Below are 13961 nucleotides of genomic sequence, written 5' to 3'. Positions count from 1 at the left end.
CGTCATGCCCACCGATCCGCTCTGGCTCCCGACGCTCGGCTACGACGAGACCGAGTTCCGCCTGATGGACTCGCCGTTCCTCATGGCCGACGGCACCGCCCGCGGCTCCCGGCCCGGCGTCCGGCCCGGAGACCCCGGCTTCGCTGTGACCCTGGCCGGGACCGCGGTCAACGTCGGTGCTGGCGTCGCCGCGCTGCACCGGTCCGGGCAGGGCGTCTACCGCGCCCAGCTCCCGGCCAGCACCCCCGGCAACCTGACCGCCGCGGACGGCACCTACAGCCGCATCGACCTGGTCTACCTGCGCGTGTGGGACACCTCGGTGGACGCGAGCGGCTTCCGGAAGGCCGACACGGTCTACCTGGCGGGCACGCCCGGCCCGGCGCCGTCTGCCCCGACCCCGGCCGGCACCCAGATCTACATCCCGCTCGCCACGATCACCGTGCCCCCGGTCGGGTCCGGCGGCACGGGCTCGGCCACGGTCTCGACCGCGATCCGCCAGTTCACGGTCGCCCCGGGCGGGATCCTGCCGGTCAGCAGTACGGCAGACCTCGCGCTCGTCGGCAGCTACGTCGGCCAGGCCCGGTTCAACACGGTGCGGATGGTCCCCGAGTTCTGGACCGGTTCGGCCTGGGCGGCTCAGGGCGACTGGCAGACCTACGTGCCGACGTGGACGGCAACGTCCGGCGCGCCGATCCTCAACAACGGGAGCCTGACCTCCAGGTGGACGCGGATCGGGCGGACCATCTCCTGGATGGGCTACCTCATCGTCGGCAGCACGACGAATGGCGGGTCCGGCACCTGGAGCATGTCCACCCCGGTGGCCGCCGCCTCGACCGGCATCCCGCACATCGGATCCGCGAATTTCCAGAATGTGTCCGATAATGAGTACATCGGAATTACCACAATCGCGCCGGGGGATAGCACTGCCGTATTCAAGGTCAAGACTTCCGTCTCCTATTTCTTCGCGAATGTCGGCAATGGCACGCCGGTCACCACGTCGGCCTCCAACCGGCTGATGTGGAACATCACGTACGAGGCCGCGGCGTGACCACTGGACCGCTGGAGCTGGCCTGGTACGGCGCTGACCTGCGAACGGGCGCGGTCGCCGAGGAGCTCCGGTCTCTGCGGCCGTCCGGCCAGATCGGCCGCCGAATCGGCTCCTACACGTCCGTGAATTTCGATCTCGACCTTGCCGGGGCCCCCGACGAATGGGAATCCGCGACCGACCCCGGCCGCACCCTGCTCGTCGCGGTCGACACGGCCACGGAGATCCCGGTGTGGGGCGGGCCCGTGCTGACCCGCGAGGGCGGCTCGGACGACACCGTGCGCCTGGCGGCCGCGACGCCGGAGGTCTACCTCGACCGGCGCTACCCCGGCGCCTACGCCGCGACCGGCCTGGACCAGAGCACCGTCATGGCCGCACTGGCCGCCCCGGCGCTGACCGGCGGCCCGCCGATCACCCTGGAAACGGTCAGCTCCGGCATCGCGATCGACTACACGGTGGTCGACGGCGACGACCGCAGCATCCTCTCGTACGAGCAGGAGATCGGGGCGATGGCCGGCGGCCCGGAGCTGACGGCTGATGTCGTCTGGGCGGACGCCGCGCACTCGCGCTTCGCCATCGTGCTCCGCATCAGGCCCACCATCGGCGTCCAGTCCGACCAGCCCGAGGCCGTGTTCGACATGCCCGGGTGCATCGCCTCCTACTCGCTGGCGGAGTCGTACGAGCGGGGTCGCGGTGCCACCTGCGTCGTCGCCCGCGGGGACCGCACCGGCGGCGAGCGAGCCACCAGCACCACCCACCAGGCGGACGCCCTCCTCGCGGCCGGCTGGCCGCTGTGGGAGCACCGGTGGGCGCCCGGCCAGGGCATCACGTCCGCCGACCAGCTGGAGCGGCACGCAGCCGAGGCGATCGCCCTGATGGGCACGGGCAGCAGGTCGTGGTCCCTCCAGGCCGAGGCGTCCCGGGCGCCCCGGCTCGGCAGCACCTGGGGCCTCGGCGACAGCGTGCGCCTGGCGGTCGAGTACTCGCCCCGGCACCCCCGCGGCGTCGACGTCGTGGCGCGCGCCTGGGGCTGGACCCTCGACCCGGCCGCCGACCGGCTGGCCCCGATCCTCCTGGAGGACGCATGAGCTCCATCCGTCAGCAGCAGCTCCCGCGCGAGCCGTCCTGGCTGGCCCGGCGGATCGAGGAGGTCGCGGCCGCGCTCGACCACCTGCGGGCCCGCACACCCGACAGCGCGGCGGCCGACGCCCTGCTGCCGCCGCTCGACTCGGACCTCAGCCGGTGGCCGCAGACCACCTCGGCCACGTACGTCCAGATCTCCCGCGCGGCCAACGTCGCCTGGAAGCGCCGCTTGCGGGTGGCGTTGGCGACGGCCACGTCCGGCGGCTCCACCGGCGCCGTCCGCGTGCTGATCAACGGCACCGTGTGGGCCTCCGGCACGGCCGGGCCGCTGCTCGACGTCACCTTGCCCCTGCCCGCCAGCGTGCCGATCGGCAGCCAGTACCTCCTGGAGGTCCAGGCGTCGCGCACGTCCGGCACCGGCGCCGTCCACGCCCAGGTCCAGCTCATCCGCGCCCTCGACTAGGAGACACCCCTTGTACACCGTCAACACCCTGCGGGCCGACGACCCGCAGCAGCTCGCCGAGCGGATGGCGGTCCTCGCCGTCGAGGAACACCGCGCCGGCCGGGCCGGGGCCCTGTCCTCGGCGTCCGCCGGGCAGCCGCAGATCCGCGCGGACCTGTGGCTCCTCGCCATCGCGCGGGTCTCCGCCGACCCCGGCGAGTGGGTGGTCTACGCGCTGACGTCCGACCAGGACGTTCCCGGCTGGCCGCACCAGACCGGCTACTACAACGGCGGCCTGCGGGATCCCCGGCAGGTGGCGCAGGCTCTCGCCGACGCCGGCCTCCAGGTCGCGCTCCGCAAGTACAGCCACTTCGCGGAGACGCACATCGACGAGAACATCCCGCTCGCCTGAGCACCCGCCCGCCCCGCGCCCCCGCGCCGCTCCGGCCCGGGGGCTTCTTCATGCCCAGGAGGCACCCATGTTGTTCGTCAGCCGCTCCGAGTGGGGCGCCCGGCCGCCCCGGAACGACCACCCCCCGGTGAGCAGCAACCAGGGCGTCAAGGTCCACTACCTGGGGAGCCCGTACAGTGCCGGCGAACACGGCACCTGCGCCGGGTACATGCGCAAGCTCCAGAACTCTCACATGGACGGCAACGGCTGGTCGGACTTCGCGTACAACCTCGCCGTCTGCGAGCACGGGTACGTCTTCGAGGGCCGGGGCCGCAACGCGCAGAACGCGGCGAACGGCAACACCACCCTCAACCGCGGCCACTTCGCCGTGGTCGCGTTCGTCGGCGACAGCGGCCACACCAGCCCGACGGCCGAGCAGGTCGCCGGCCTGCGGGACGCGATCGCCTACCTGCGGGCGAACGGGGCGGGCGGGGAGATCCGCGGGCACCGGGACGGCTACGCGACCGACTGCCCGGGCGGGCCGCTCTACCAGCTGGTCACCTCCGGCGCGCTGGAGCCGGGTGCGGGCTCGCCGCCGGCCCCGGGTGCCGAGCAGCCCGCCGAGCCGACCAACGAGCCCCCGGCGCCCGCCCGCTACCGGGTGACGGTCAACGGTCTGGAGTACGGGTACGGCGCGCACGGCGACCAGGTCACCGCAGTCGGCCAGGCGCTCATCCGGCACGGCTTCGGCGGGCACTACGCGGTCGGCCCGGGCCCCGACTGGAGCGACGCGGACACCCGCAACTACCAGGCGTTCCAGCAGAGTCTGGGGTACTCGGGGGCGGACGCGGACGGGGTGCCGGGCGAGGCCTCGCTCCGCGCGCTGCTCGGCGAGCTGCCGGGCGACAACCCGCCGCCCTTCCCCGGGCGCGAGTGCTTCCGCCAGGGCGCGAGCAACGACTTCGTGCGCCTGCTCGGCGAGCAGCTGGTCCGCAAGGGCTACGGCCGCTTCTACACCCAGGGGCCGGGCCCGCGCTGGACGGACGCCGACCGGCGCAACGTGCAGGCCTTCCAGGAGGCCCAGGGCTGGCGCGGCGCCGATGCGGACGGCTACCCGGGCCCGGGCACCTGGGCCCGCCTCTTCTCCTGACCCACCCACACCTGATCGGAGACCTACCTCATGTCCACTCGCTTCATCCGTGACCTCCTGGAGCGCACCCTCGCGACCTACGCGGTCACGCTCCTCGGCCTGCTCACCGCGGGCGCCGTCGACCTGACCGACCTGGGCGCCCTGCGCGCGGCCGCGATCGCCGCGATCCCGGCCGGCCTGACCGTCCTCAAGGGCGCGCTGGCCAGCCTGGTGGGTGACCCGCAGTCGGCCGCGCTGCTCGGCCGGACGCGCGAGTGACCAGCCCGGCCCCGGACCCCGGGGTGTACATCAGCCCAGCCCAGACGCTCGCGGAGGTGAGGCGGATCGCCGACGGCCAGATCCGGATGGAGGGGAAACTGGACCGGCTCCTCGACGACCGCACCGAGGACCGGGAGACGCTCGGCGATCACGAGCAGCGCCTGCGGAGTTTGGAGTTCAGGGTCTGGATGGCGATGGGGGCGGCCGCGGTGCTCGGTGCCAGCGGCGGCGCCCTTGCCCAGCTGATCGCCCGGTAAGCCCGTCCTGCACGTCACGCCCCCGCTCGGCCTCGCGCCGGGCGGGGGCGCTTCGTCGTGTCCGGGGTCAGGCTGCGGCGGCCGCGGCATCGAGCGCCTGGCGCGCGGCGTTGATCGACTTCTGCCACATCGTGTGGTGCTCGCCGGCCTGCCGGGCGGTCTCCCAGAACGGGTGCGCGCGGAGAACGAGCGCCGCTTCGACGTAGGCGTCGCGCGCGACGTCGACGTCCCCGCCCTGCTCCCGGACCGCCGTCATCGCGCGTTCGGTGCGGAGGGCGGTGACGTGGAGGGGCAGCAGGTCATCGGGGAGATCAGCCATGCCGCCAGCCTACGACGAGGCACCGACATAGCAGGTCAGCGGCTCGGCCGGTGCCCGTACTCGCTGACCCAGCGGTCCCCGCGCAGAACGATGTCGGCGGTCTCGGCCGGGCGGCCGGTGGCCTGGTCGTAGTAGGTGCGCTCGATGGCCATCACGGGTGCAGTCGGCATGATCCCGAGCGCCTGGGCCTCGGCGCGGGTGGCTCCGCGGGCACTGACACGCTCGACCGGGACACCCACGTCGATGCCGATGGTGGCCATTCGGTCGGCAACGCCGATGCCCGCGTGCGGGCCGGCTTCCGGCAGGACGATCAGCGACCCACCTGTGATCGCCATCGGCTCCCAGCTCTCCGCAAGCTGCACCGCGATGCCGTCAGCCAGATAGGTGTAGCTGGTGTGCATCACGGGGTCGCCGGGTCGGATCTCCAGGCGGGCCGCGATCCGCTCCTCGCCGGCGCGGGGTTGGGATTCGTGCCGCTAGGTGCCGGCCACGCCCTGGCGGGCGAGGAGCGTCTGAACCGGGGACCCCTCGCCGGGCGCGACGCGCTGACGCCGCAGCAGCACCTCGGGCGGCTCGGGCGACCGGACGAAATACCCGCGCCCCTGCCGAGCGAGCACCAGGCCGTCCTGCTCCAGCACGCGGTAGGCGTTCTGGCCGACGGCGATCGAGTAGCCGGTTTCCGCGCTCAGGGACGCGAGGCTCGGCAGCCGGTCTCCGGGCTGGAACTCCCCAGAGCTGATGCGGGCCCGTAGCTCGTCGGCGACGCGCAGGTACGGGGAGACGGCCGAGTCGTCTGACATGCGTGTCCTCCTACTGTGCGTGCTCGCTGGGTGACAGACTATGGGTTCGCGGCCTACTCTATGCATAGACCTTCACCTTACGCATAGGGGGATTGGTGTGGAGATCGGCATGCGTGCGAGCACCCTGCGGGCAGCCCTCGGGCAGGCCACCGGGGCCCGCGTCCGCGTCGAACGCACCGCACCCGGGATCGTGCGGCTCATCGCCGCGGCGCCCACCGAGATCGACCGGTGGCCCGAGGTACTGGAGGTCATCCAGGCCGGCCGCACCTGGGGATCCATGGACGCGACCGGCGAAGTGCGTGTCTGGACCGAAGTCGAGGAGCCATGACGTACCTCTCCCTCTCCCTTCAGGAGGAGCAGTGACCTTCGCCGACCCCGACGACGACCCCGTCGGCCCGACCCTGTACTTCGCCCCGTCCGGCCCCGCGTGGGACGAGGCCATCCAGGGCGTCGAGGACATGATCGGGCGAAACCAGGAACGCCGGGAGGCCGCTCGGCCCGCGAAGCAGCCGCCCGCCGCACCGCCGGTCGGCACCCCGTGAGCGCCGCCGGCGGCAACCCCACGCCGCAGAGAATCCGCGGACTCCACGGCGAGACGCTGTACGCGCGCACGGCAGCGATGGGCGAGGTCGTCGTGCAGTTCAACGGCGCCGACGTGGTGGCCCTCGCCCCCGACCAGGCCCGCGTGCTGGGCCGGGAGATCCTCCGCCTGGCGGGCCCGGGAGAGGGTGATCCCCAGTGACGTGCCACTGCGGCGGCGCCATGTACATCAACGGCCGGTTCTGGCAGTGCCCGAAGTGCGGGCACTTGATCCCGCTCAACGGCTACGCGCCCGCGCACCAGCACGGCGGGCGCAGGCGGCAGGGCGCCCTCCGCTGCTGACCGCCTGGTACCGATCCCGTCGAACGCCAGCATCCGCCCGCGCGTCGGCGCCAGGATGGACGCCCCGGCCGACCCGGCCGGCACCACCCAGGAGGACCACCCCATGAGCGACCGAATCCCGCCCGACCGGCAGAGCCAGTGGCGGGACCAGCGCGGCGGCAGCCGCGGCCCCGGCCGCACCGCCCGCACCAGCATGCTGCTGCCGGGAGAAATCCCGGCCGACCTGATCGAGGCCCCGGACGAGCCGGAGCCCATCGAGAACGAGAAGGACGAGATGACGCCCCAGAAGGACCCGTCGGGAGGCAGCGGTGGGATCGGCGGCCCCAAGGCGCCGCCGGCCGGACCGAAGACCCCGCCCCCGCCCCCGCCGCCGCCGTCCGAGTAAGCGCTGCTCTACTCGTCTCGGAAGAGCCGCCAGCTGGGTAAGCCGAGCCCCTCCGCGATGCGGAAGGCGATGTCGATGCTGATGGCATGCCGGCCGTTCTCGGCCCTACTGATGGTGCGGTGGTCCATCCCGATCCGGTCAGCAAGCTGCACCTGCGAGAGGCCTACGGCGAGCCGGTGTGCACGAATGCGGCGCCCGACCTCCCAACGGTGGCGCTGGACGTCTGCTCGTTGATCATCAGTGGGCACCTGTACACGTCTATGGCCCCTGACCAGCATTGTCTTTGCCACATGTAGCAAATCTGGCGATACTCATCGCCCCGGACAGCTCCGCAAGGAGCCCAGGAGCGGGAGTCGGAGGTCGCGTATCCCCTGGCTCCCGTTAGACGCCGCCCGTCGGCGTCCCGCCCCGATGCCCCTGTGGTGTCGGGGCGGTTTCGTTGTCCGGGCGCCAGTTCTCGACACGCGTGTAGAGGGGTTACCGTGGCATCAGAAAGCCCCCGCCGAGTGATGCGGCGGGGGCTTCTGCGTGGTCGACCGTGCGGGTTGTCCTCCCCTGGCCGGCCACGTACGCGAAGGGGGCGTATCCGGCCGTGCGTACCCGGCCGCCCCTACAGGTACGACTGTACGCGACGGGCCTGACGGCTCCGCAAGGTTTTGTTGAATCTTTCTTTGCCCAGGCTGTTGGGGTAGTGGACTTTTTGCGGACTTTCAAGATCCACAAAGGCTCCGAACCATGATCGCGTTCGGAGCCTTTTGCCTGGTCAGAGACTGGAGCCCCCTGTCGGGTTCGAACCGACGACCCCCGCTTTACAAGAGCGGTGCTCTGGCCAGCTGAGCTAAGGAGGCATGGTGACCGTCCGCGACGAGGTCACGGCGGCACCTGGGGCAGTCTACCGGGCGGGGCGCGGGCGGTGGGGGGATATCCCGGGGGCGGCGGGGGCGGCGGCGGGCGTGATGGAACCGATGCCGAAATCCGGTCGGCCGGGGGCTGACAAGCGGCGGAAGCGCAGGTAGCGTCGCCGGGAGCCGGTTTGCCCAGTGGTTCAGACCACTGGCCGCCGACGCGGCGACACCATCCACCTTTACTCGGATCGTCCGGCACGTTCCTGCCGGTGAAGGAGAGCACAGCCATGGCTTCTGTGACGTACGACAAGGCGACCCGTGTCTACCCCGGGGCGACCAAGCCCTCGGTCGACGCGCTGGACCTGGAGATCGCCGACGGCGAGTTCCTCGTCCTGGTCGGCCCCTCCGGCTGCGGCAAGTCGACCAGCCTCCGCATGCTGGCCGGCCTGGAGGACGTCAACAGCGGCGCCATCCGGATCGGCGACCGCGACGTGACCCACCTGCCGCCGAAGGACCGGGACATCGCGATGGTGTTCCAGAACTACGCGCTGTACCCGCACATGACCGTCGCGGAGAACATGGGCTTCGCGCTCAAGATCGCCGGCGTCAACAAGACCGAGATCCGCACCAAGGTCGAGGAGGCCGCCAAGATCCTCGACCTGACGGAGTACCTGGACCGCAAGCCGAAGGCGCTCTCCGGCGGTCAGCGCCAGCGTGTCGCGATGGGCCGCGCGATCGTCCGCGAGCCCCAGGTCTTCCTCATGGACGAGCCGCTGTCCAACCTGGACGCCAAGCTCCGCGTCTCGACCCGTACCCAGATCGCCGGCCTGCAGCGCCGCCTGGGCATCACCACCGTCTACGTCACCCACGACCAGACCGAGGCGCTCACCATGGGCGACCGGGTCGCGGTGCTCAAGGCCGGCATCCTGCAGCAGGTCGACACCCCCCGCAACATGTACGACAAGCCCGCCAACCTCTTCGTGGCCGGCTTCATCGGCTCGCCCGCGATGAACCTGGTCGAGGTGCCGCTGGTGGACGGCGGCGTGAAGTTCGGCGGCTCGGTCGTCAACATCTCGCGCGAGGACCTGGCCGGCGCGGGCACCGACAAGACCGTGACCGTCGGCATCCGCCCGGAGCACTTCGAGATCGTCTCGGGCGGCGGCATCGAGGGCGTGGCCGTGACCGTCAACGTGGTCGAGGAGCTCGGCTCGGACGGCTTCGTGTACGGCACCACCAAGATCGGTGGTGAGGACAAGGAGCTGGTCGTCCGCGTGCACGGCCGCCAGATCCCGGCCCGCGGCGAGACCATCCACGTCGTGCCGGTGGCCGGCGAGACCCACGTGTTCTCCACCACCAGCGGCGCCCGCCTCTCCAACTGAGGCATCCGAGCGCACCCCAACGCACCCCGGCACGCCGCGGAGCCCCGTCGGACCGTCACCCGGTCCGGCGGGGCTCCCGCCGTCCGCGGCCACCCCGACGGGTGACGGCCGTCAACACGGCGCCGGGACGAACCGGGACATCGTGTCACCCGATGGGGTAACGGAGGGCGATGGGGACCCCACGCACCGCTACGCTCCTGTGCGTGAAACAGCTAGTTCGCCGCATCGGCCAGACCGTCGCCCTCGCCCTGCCCGTCGTCCTGGTGACCACCGGCACCCTCGCCGTGACCAGGGTGCCGTGGGCCCCGCCGACCTCGCTGGACCAGCAGGTCGTGGCGGCGGCCAGCGAGGACGGCGCCGGGATCGGCCGCACGGCGGGCACCGGACGGACCCCGGACGGGCTCGCCCCGCAGGACGCCCTGCGCGTCACGCTCCTCGACGAGCTGCGCGCCCACAACCCGGGCAGCGCGCTCGACCTGCTGGAGCGCTCGATGCGCGAGCAGCCCGCGCTCACCCCGTACTGCAGCTCGCTCGCCACCGAGCTGGGCCGGGCCGCGGTGCGCAAGTACCAGGGCGACGTCCAGCGGGCCCGCTCCTTCGCCCGCCCGGTCTGCGACGGCTCGTTCGCCGCCGGCGCCGCGAGCTGACCGCACCGCGAGCCGCCCGGACCGGGCCTGGTCCGACCGGCCGGGCCCGGCCCGGGCGGGCGACGGCGCAACGACCGGGACGGGTGCGCCTATTGTTCAGCCATGACCGCTGATTCCGGCCCCACGGCCGCTCCTGCGCACACCCCCGCCGTCAACCCGGTACCGGTCCAGGTGACCCAGGCCGTCATCCTGGCCGGCGGCCAGGGCTCCCGGCTGCGCCCCTACACGGACGACCGCCCCAAGCCGCTGGTCGAGATCCCCGGCACGGGCACCCCGATCCTCGGCCACCAGCTGGCCTGGCTCGCCTCCGAGGGCGTCACCGACGTGGTCATCTCCTGCGGCCACCTCGCGGACGTGCTGGAGGACTGGCTCGACAAGGCCGACCTGCCGCTGCGGGTCCGCACGGTGGTCGAGGCCGAGCCGCTCGGCCGCGGCGGCGGGCTCAAGTACGCCGCGAAGGCGCTGCCCCGCCCCGACGAGCCCTGGTACGCCACCAACGGCGACATCTGGACCAGGTTCAGCCTGCGCGACATGGCCGCCTTCCACCAGGAGCGGGACGCCGTCGCCACCCTCGCGCTGGCCCGGCCGCGGATCCCGTGGGGCGCCGTGGAGACCGACCAGTTCGGCAACGTCCTGGACTTCATCGAGGCCCCGCCGTCGCCCTTCCTCATCAACGCCGGCCTCTACGTGTTCAGCCCGGAGTTCGCCGAGCTGCTGCCGGACGTCGGCGACCACGAGCGGACCACCTTCCCGCAGCTCGCGCGCGGCAAGCGGCTGGCCGGCTACCAGCTGCCGCAGGGCGTCTACTGGCGGGCCATCGACACCGCGAAGGACCTCACCGAGGCCGCCAAGGAGCTCGCCTCGGGCGCCGGCCGCGCCCCGCGGTAGCGGCGCGGCGGCCACGCGATCGGCCGGGTGCTCCCCCACGGAGCACCCGGCCGATCGCCGTCACCGGGTCGTTCGCCCGGCCCGTCTCAGGTGGCCGTCGGCGCCTCCGGACGGGCCGAGGACGCACCGCCGCCGGACAGCTGCGCCAGCGGCGCGCTGCCCAGCACCCCGCCCAGCAGCCCGCCCGAGCCGCCGGAGCCGTTGCCCGCGCCGCTCGGGGCCCCGGCCCCGGCACTCGGCGCGGGCTTCGGCGCCGAGCCGGTGCCGGCCGCCGGGGCCGGGGTGCCGCGCTGCGCGGGCGCCGACCCGGCCGGCGACGCGGAGGCCGCCGCCGAGGGCGCGCCGGTCTCCGGCCTGGCCGAGGACCTCGCCTTGCCGCTCGGCGTGGCCGTGCTCGGCTTCGGCGGGGTCGGGGTCGGCGTCGGGGTGCCGGAGGGCGCGGCGGTGCCGGCCGCGGCGCTCGGCGCGGCCGGCCGGGACGGCGCCGGCGAGGTCGCCGAGGCGGCCGGAGCCTTGCCGCCGGGGGTGGCGGACGGCCCGCCGCTCGGCCAGACCGGCGTGCCGTAGTCGGTGGCCGGCCGGGACGGCGCCGGGTGCTGCGGCCGGGCGCCGGTGCGGACCGCCGCGCCCAGCATCGAGCCGAGCAGCAGGGTCAGGCCGACGACCACCGAGGTGACCACCGCGCCGCGCCGCAGCACCCGGCGGCGCAGCACCGCCGGGGGCCCCGCGCCGTGGCGCCGCCAGGCCTCCAGGCCGAGCCGCCCGTCCAGGGAGGCGAACGGCGCCCCGGCGATCAGCAGCGGGCTCCACGCCGCCAGGAAGATCAGGTCGGGCGTGTCGTACACCGGGACGGCCCGCCAGCTCACGGTGAACAGCAGCGCGGCGGAGAGCGTCATCGCCGCACCGGCCGCGAGCCGCTGCCAGAGGCCGAGGACGGTCAGCACGCCGACCACGATCTCGGTGAACGACACCACCAGGCCGGCGCCGACCGGGTGCGCCATGGCGAAGGCCAGCAGCGGCTCGGCGACCTTCCAGGGGTGCAGCGAGGAGAGCCAGCGCATCATCGAGCCGCGCTCGCCGCCGTCGAAGTACACCGGGTCGCAGAGCTTGCTGAACCCGGCGTAGACGGAGAGCGAGCCGAGCACCGCGCGCAGCGGCAGCAGCACCAGGCCGAGGTCGACCCGGCGGCCGGGGTACCAGGGCTGCCTGCCCTCGGCGGCGGCGGCCGGGACCTCGGGCAGCTCGCCGCTGGGCGTCCAGCCCTGCGGCGCGCCGACCGGGCCGATGCCGGCCTCGGTGGCGGTGCCGTCGCCCTCGCGGGACTGGCGCGGCACCGCCCGGGCGCCGTACGGCGGGAGCAGTTGGGTGTCCGCGTCCGCCAGGGAGCCGCCGGACCGTCCGCCGCGCCCGCCGACCCCGGCCGGGACGGCGCCCAGCCGGACGGCCTCCAGCAGCCGGGTGGCCGCGACGTCGTCCGGGCGCGCCTCGCCGGTCCAGGTGACCGGGGTGACCCGGCCCTTGCGGCGCGGCGGCGCCCCGGCGGGGCCGCCGACCAGCGCGGGCACGTCCACGGCGGCGACGACCACCTGCGGGGTGACCAGCGGGCGGCGGATCAGGCCCTGGGTGCCGTACGGGTCGCCGAACGCGGCGCCGGTGGAGAGCAGCCCGGCCGGGGCGTCGATCAACGGCGCCACCGGGGCGCCGAGCTTGAGCCGGAAGCTCGCCTGGGTGCTGCTGAGGCGCGCCGGGTCCGACGGCACCTTGACGGTGTTGAGGCCGGGGCCCGTGTCGTCCATCCCGGTGCTGCCACCGCCCAGGAGCGGGCGCCGAGGTGTTCTGGTGTCCACGCCCGTCTAACCGGGTGACGCCCGGTTAGGACACTCTCCCGAGTGGATGTCGGGAGCCTCCTTGAAGTGATCACGGGAAAAGCGATCGGACCCGGGCGGATCCGATCGCTTTCCCGTGACTTGCGGGCGGACGGCGGGCGGTTCCGGAGAACCCGTTGCGCCGGACACCCGCGGTGTGCTCGGGCCCGGACGCGCCGCCCGGGCCGTCCCGCGGTGCCCGGGCCCGGACGCGCCGCCGGGCGTCAGCCGACCTTGGCGCGCAGCCGGGCCGCCTCGTACAGCACGACGCCGGCCGCGACGCCCGCGTTCAGCGACTCGGTGAGGCCGGACATCGGGATCCGCACCCGCAGGTCGCAGGTCTCCGAGACCAGCCGGGACAGGCCCTTGCCCTCGCTGCCCGCGACGATCACCACCGGCCCGGTCAGCGCCTCCAGGTCGCCGATCTCCGCCTCGCCGTCGGCCGCCAGGCCGACCACCAGCAGACCGGCCTTCTGGTACGCCTCCAGGGCCCGGGTCAGGTTGGTGGCCCGGGCGACGGGCAGCCGGGCCGCCGCGCCCGAGGAGGTCTTCCAGGCACCGGCGGTCATACCGGCCGCCCGGCGCTCCGGGATCACCACGCCGTGCGCGCCGAAGGCGGCGGCGGAACGGACCACGGCGCCCAGGTTGCGGGAGTCGGTGACGCCGTCCAGCGCCACGATCAGCGCGTCCCGGCCGGAGTCGGCGGCCTCCTCCAGCAGGTCCTCGGGGTGCGCGTACTCGTACGGCGGGACCTGCAGCACCAGGCCCTGGTGGTTCATCCCGCCGGTCATCTGGTCCAGCTGCGGGCGCGGGGCCTCCATCAGCGGGATGCCGCGGTCGTTGGCGGCCTGGAAGGCGTCGCGGACCCGGTCGTCGGTGTCGATGAACTGCTGGACGTACAGCGCGTTGGCCGGCACGTCGCCCTGCAGGGCCTCGACCACCGAGTTGCGGCCGAAGACCAGCTCGGCGCTGCCCGCGCCGCCGCGGCCGCCCCGGCCGCCGCCCCCGGCCCGGCGCATGCCGGCCCGGGCCTTGGCGTCCCGCTCGCGCTTGAGCGCGGCGTTGGCGGCCCGCTGCTTCGGGTGGCCCTTGCGCTCCTCCCCGGGCGGGGTCGGGCCCTTGCCCTGGAGCGACTTCCGGCTGTGGCCGCCGGTACCGACACTCGCGCCCTTCTTCGACCCGGGGTTGCGGCGGTTCCTGCGCTGGCTGTTGCCGGCCATGGCTGTACTTCCTGTCTGTCTGTCCGGCATGGCCGGCCGCCCCGGCCATGCCGGTGGCGCCCGACGGCATGCGCTCCGTCATGCGGGAGGGCCGCACCGGTCCGG

At 73.8% G+C, this 13961-nt stretch carries 21 protein-coding genes and 1 tRNA gene; 15 read left to right on the top strand and 7 right to left on the bottom strand.

Going from position 1 to position 13961, the window contains the following annotated elements; translation table 11 throughout:
- The first annotated feature begins 4 nt into the window (after positions 1-4).
- The 7 genes from ACFVFS_RS05570 to ACFVFS_RS05540 all read left to right on the top strand — a co-directional run bounded on the left by ACFVFS_RS05570 (position 5) and on the right by ACFVFS_RS05540 (position 4626).
- Positions 5-1048 carry a hypothetical protein gene (locus ACFVFS_RS05570; protein WP_380620466.1) on the top strand — a complete coding sequence of 348 codons (1044 nt, stop codon included), beginning with the start codon at positions 5-7 and terminating at the stop codon, positions 1046-1048.
- Positions 1045-2133 (top strand): hypothetical protein, encoded by a 1089-nt coding sequence (locus ACFVFS_RS05565; RefSeq protein ID WP_380620464.1) that lies wholly within the window; start codon positions 1045-1047, stop codon positions 2131-2133. Before ACFVFS_RS05570 ends, ACFVFS_RS05565 begins: the two co-directional genes overlap by 4 nt.
- The gene (locus ACFVFS_RS05560) at positions 2130-2591 is read left to right on the top strand and encodes a hypothetical protein (protein WP_380620462.1); all 462 of its coding nucleotides are present in this window, start codon (positions 2130-2132) and stop codon (positions 2589-2591) included. The genes ACFVFS_RS05565 and ACFVFS_RS05560 overlap by 4 nt, the downstream gene beginning before the upstream one ends.
- A gap of 10 nt (positions 2592-2601) precedes the next feature.
- Positions 2602-2982, top strand: a complete 381-nt coding sequence (locus tag ACFVFS_RS05555) for a hypothetical protein (protein WP_380620460.1) — start codon at positions 2602-2604, stop codon at positions 2980-2982.
- A 67-nt stretch (positions 2983-3049) separates the two neighbouring features.
- The gene (locus ACFVFS_RS05550) at positions 3050-4111 is read left to right on the top strand and encodes a peptidoglycan-binding protein (protein ID WP_380620458.1); all 1062 of its coding nucleotides are present in this window, start codon (positions 3050-3052) and stop codon (positions 4109-4111) included.
- A gap of 30 nt (positions 4112-4141) precedes the next feature.
- Positions 4142-4369: a holin gene (locus ACFVFS_RS05545; protein ID WP_380620456.1), complete on the top strand. Its 228-nt coding sequence runs from the start codon at positions 4142-4144 to the stop codon at positions 4367-4369.
- Positions 4370-4425: 56 nt separating this feature from the next.
- Positions 4426-4626 carry a hypothetical protein gene (locus tag ACFVFS_RS05540; RefSeq protein ID WP_380620454.1) on the top strand — a complete coding sequence of 67 codons (201 nt, stop codon included), beginning with the start codon at positions 4426-4428 and terminating at the stop codon, positions 4624-4626.
- 67 nt (positions 4627-4693) lie between these two features.
- Here ACFVFS_RS05540 and ACFVFS_RS05535 read toward each other — a convergent pair whose 3' ends face one another.
- From ACFVFS_RS05535 to ACFVFS_RS05525, 3 genes are read right to left on the bottom strand one after another with little or no spacing between them, the layout of a single operon-like run.
- Positions 4694-4945: a hypothetical protein gene (locus ACFVFS_RS05535; RefSeq protein WP_380620452.1), complete on the bottom strand. Its 252-nt coding sequence runs from the start codon at positions 4943-4945 to the stop codon at positions 4694-4696.
- Positions 4946-4980: 35 nt separating this feature from the next.
- Positions 4981-5385 (bottom strand): UTRA domain-containing protein, encoded by a 405-nt coding sequence (locus ACFVFS_RS05530; protein WP_380620669.1) that lies wholly within the window; start codon positions 5383-5385, stop codon positions 4981-4983.
- A gap of 36 nt (positions 5386-5421) precedes the next feature.
- Positions 5422-5745, bottom strand: a complete 324-nt coding sequence (locus ACFVFS_RS05525) for a GntR family transcriptional regulator (RefSeq protein ID WP_380620450.1) — start codon at positions 5743-5745, stop codon at positions 5422-5424.
- A 97-nt stretch (positions 5746-5842) separates the two neighbouring features.
- On the opposite strand from ACFVFS_RS05525, the gene ACFVFS_RS05520 reads away from it, so the two are divergent.
- From ACFVFS_RS05520 to ACFVFS_RS05500, 5 genes are all read left to right on the top strand, one after another.
- Positions 5843-6073: a hypothetical protein gene (locus ACFVFS_RS05520; protein WP_380620448.1), complete on the top strand. Its 231-nt coding sequence runs from the start codon at positions 5843-5845 to the stop codon at positions 6071-6073.
- A gap of 31 nt (positions 6074-6104) precedes the next feature.
- A complete protein-coding gene (locus tag ACFVFS_RS05515) occupies positions 6105-6287 on the top strand; it encodes a hypothetical protein (protein ID WP_380620446.1) in 183 nt (60 codons plus the stop codon).
- Complete coding sequence (locus tag ACFVFS_RS05510; protein WP_380620444.1) at positions 6284-6487, top strand: hypothetical protein; 204 nt, start codon at positions 6284-6286, stop codon at positions 6485-6487. The genes ACFVFS_RS05515 and ACFVFS_RS05510 overlap by 4 nt, the downstream gene beginning before the upstream one ends.
- Complete coding sequence (locus ACFVFS_RS05505) at positions 6484-6627, top strand: hypothetical protein (RefSeq protein ID WP_380620442.1); 144 nt, start codon at positions 6484-6486, stop codon at positions 6625-6627. The genes ACFVFS_RS05510 and ACFVFS_RS05505 overlap by 4 nt, the downstream gene beginning before the upstream one ends.
- A gap of 103 nt (positions 6628-6730) precedes the next feature.
- Positions 6731-7012, top strand: coding sequence for a hypothetical protein (locus ACFVFS_RS05500; RefSeq protein WP_380620440.1), 282 nt, complete (start codon positions 6731-6733; stop codon positions 7010-7012).
- A gap of 8 nt (positions 7013-7020) precedes the next feature.
- Here the strand turns inward: ACFVFS_RS05500 and ACFVFS_RS05495 are convergent, their stop codons facing one another.
- Positions 7021-7260, bottom strand: a complete 240-nt coding sequence (locus tag ACFVFS_RS05495) for a helix-turn-helix transcriptional regulator (protein WP_380620438.1) — start codon at positions 7258-7260, stop codon at positions 7021-7023.
- 523 nt (positions 7261-7783) lie between these two features.
- Positions 7784-7860 (bottom strand) — tRNA-Thr (locus tag ACFVFS_RS05490).
- Between the two features lie 284 nt (positions 7861-8144).
- On the opposite strand from ACFVFS_RS05490, the gene ACFVFS_RS05485 reads away from it, so the two are divergent.
- The 3 genes from ACFVFS_RS05485 (at position 8145) to ACFVFS_RS05475 (ending at position 10771) form a co-directional block, all read left to right on the top strand.
- Positions 8145-9236: an ABC transporter ATP-binding protein gene (locus tag ACFVFS_RS05485; RefSeq protein ID WP_380620436.1), complete on the top strand. Its 1092-nt coding sequence runs from the start codon at positions 8145-8147 to the stop codon at positions 9234-9236.
- Positions 9237-9439: 203 nt separating this feature from the next.
- Positions 9440-9883, top strand: coding sequence for a hypothetical protein (locus ACFVFS_RS05480; RefSeq protein WP_376086378.1), 444 nt, complete (start codon positions 9440-9442; stop codon positions 9881-9883).
- 102 nt (positions 9884-9985) lie between these two features.
- Positions 9986-10771, top strand: coding sequence for an NDP-sugar synthase (locus tag ACFVFS_RS05475; protein ID WP_376086379.1), 786 nt, complete (start codon positions 9986-9988; stop codon positions 10769-10771).
- An 86-nt stretch (positions 10772-10857) separates the two neighbouring features.
- Here ACFVFS_RS05475 and ACFVFS_RS05470 read toward each other — a convergent pair whose 3' ends face one another.
- Both ACFVFS_RS05470 and rlmB read right to left on the bottom strand, forming a co-directional pair.
- A complete protein-coding gene (locus tag ACFVFS_RS05470) occupies positions 10858-12567 on the bottom strand; it encodes a DoxX family protein (protein WP_380620433.1) in 1710 nt (569 codons plus the stop codon).
- Between the two features lie 293 nt (positions 12568-12860).
- Positions 12861-13856, bottom strand: coding sequence for a 23S rRNA (guanosine(2251)-2'-O)-methyltransferase RlmB (gene rlmB, locus ACFVFS_RS05465; RefSeq protein WP_380620431.1), 996 nt, complete (start codon positions 13854-13856; stop codon positions 12861-12863).
- Between the last annotated feature and the right edge of the window lie 105 nt (positions 13857-13961).

Origin of the sequence: Kitasatospora sp. NPDC057692, from assembly GCF_042799475.1 — a bacterium.
In the GTDB taxonomy this organism is placed as follows: domain Bacteria; phylum Actinomycetota; class Actinomycetes; order Streptomycetales; family Streptomycetaceae; genus Kitasatospora.
This window is presented reverse-complemented; position numbering and strand designations above follow the sequence as displayed.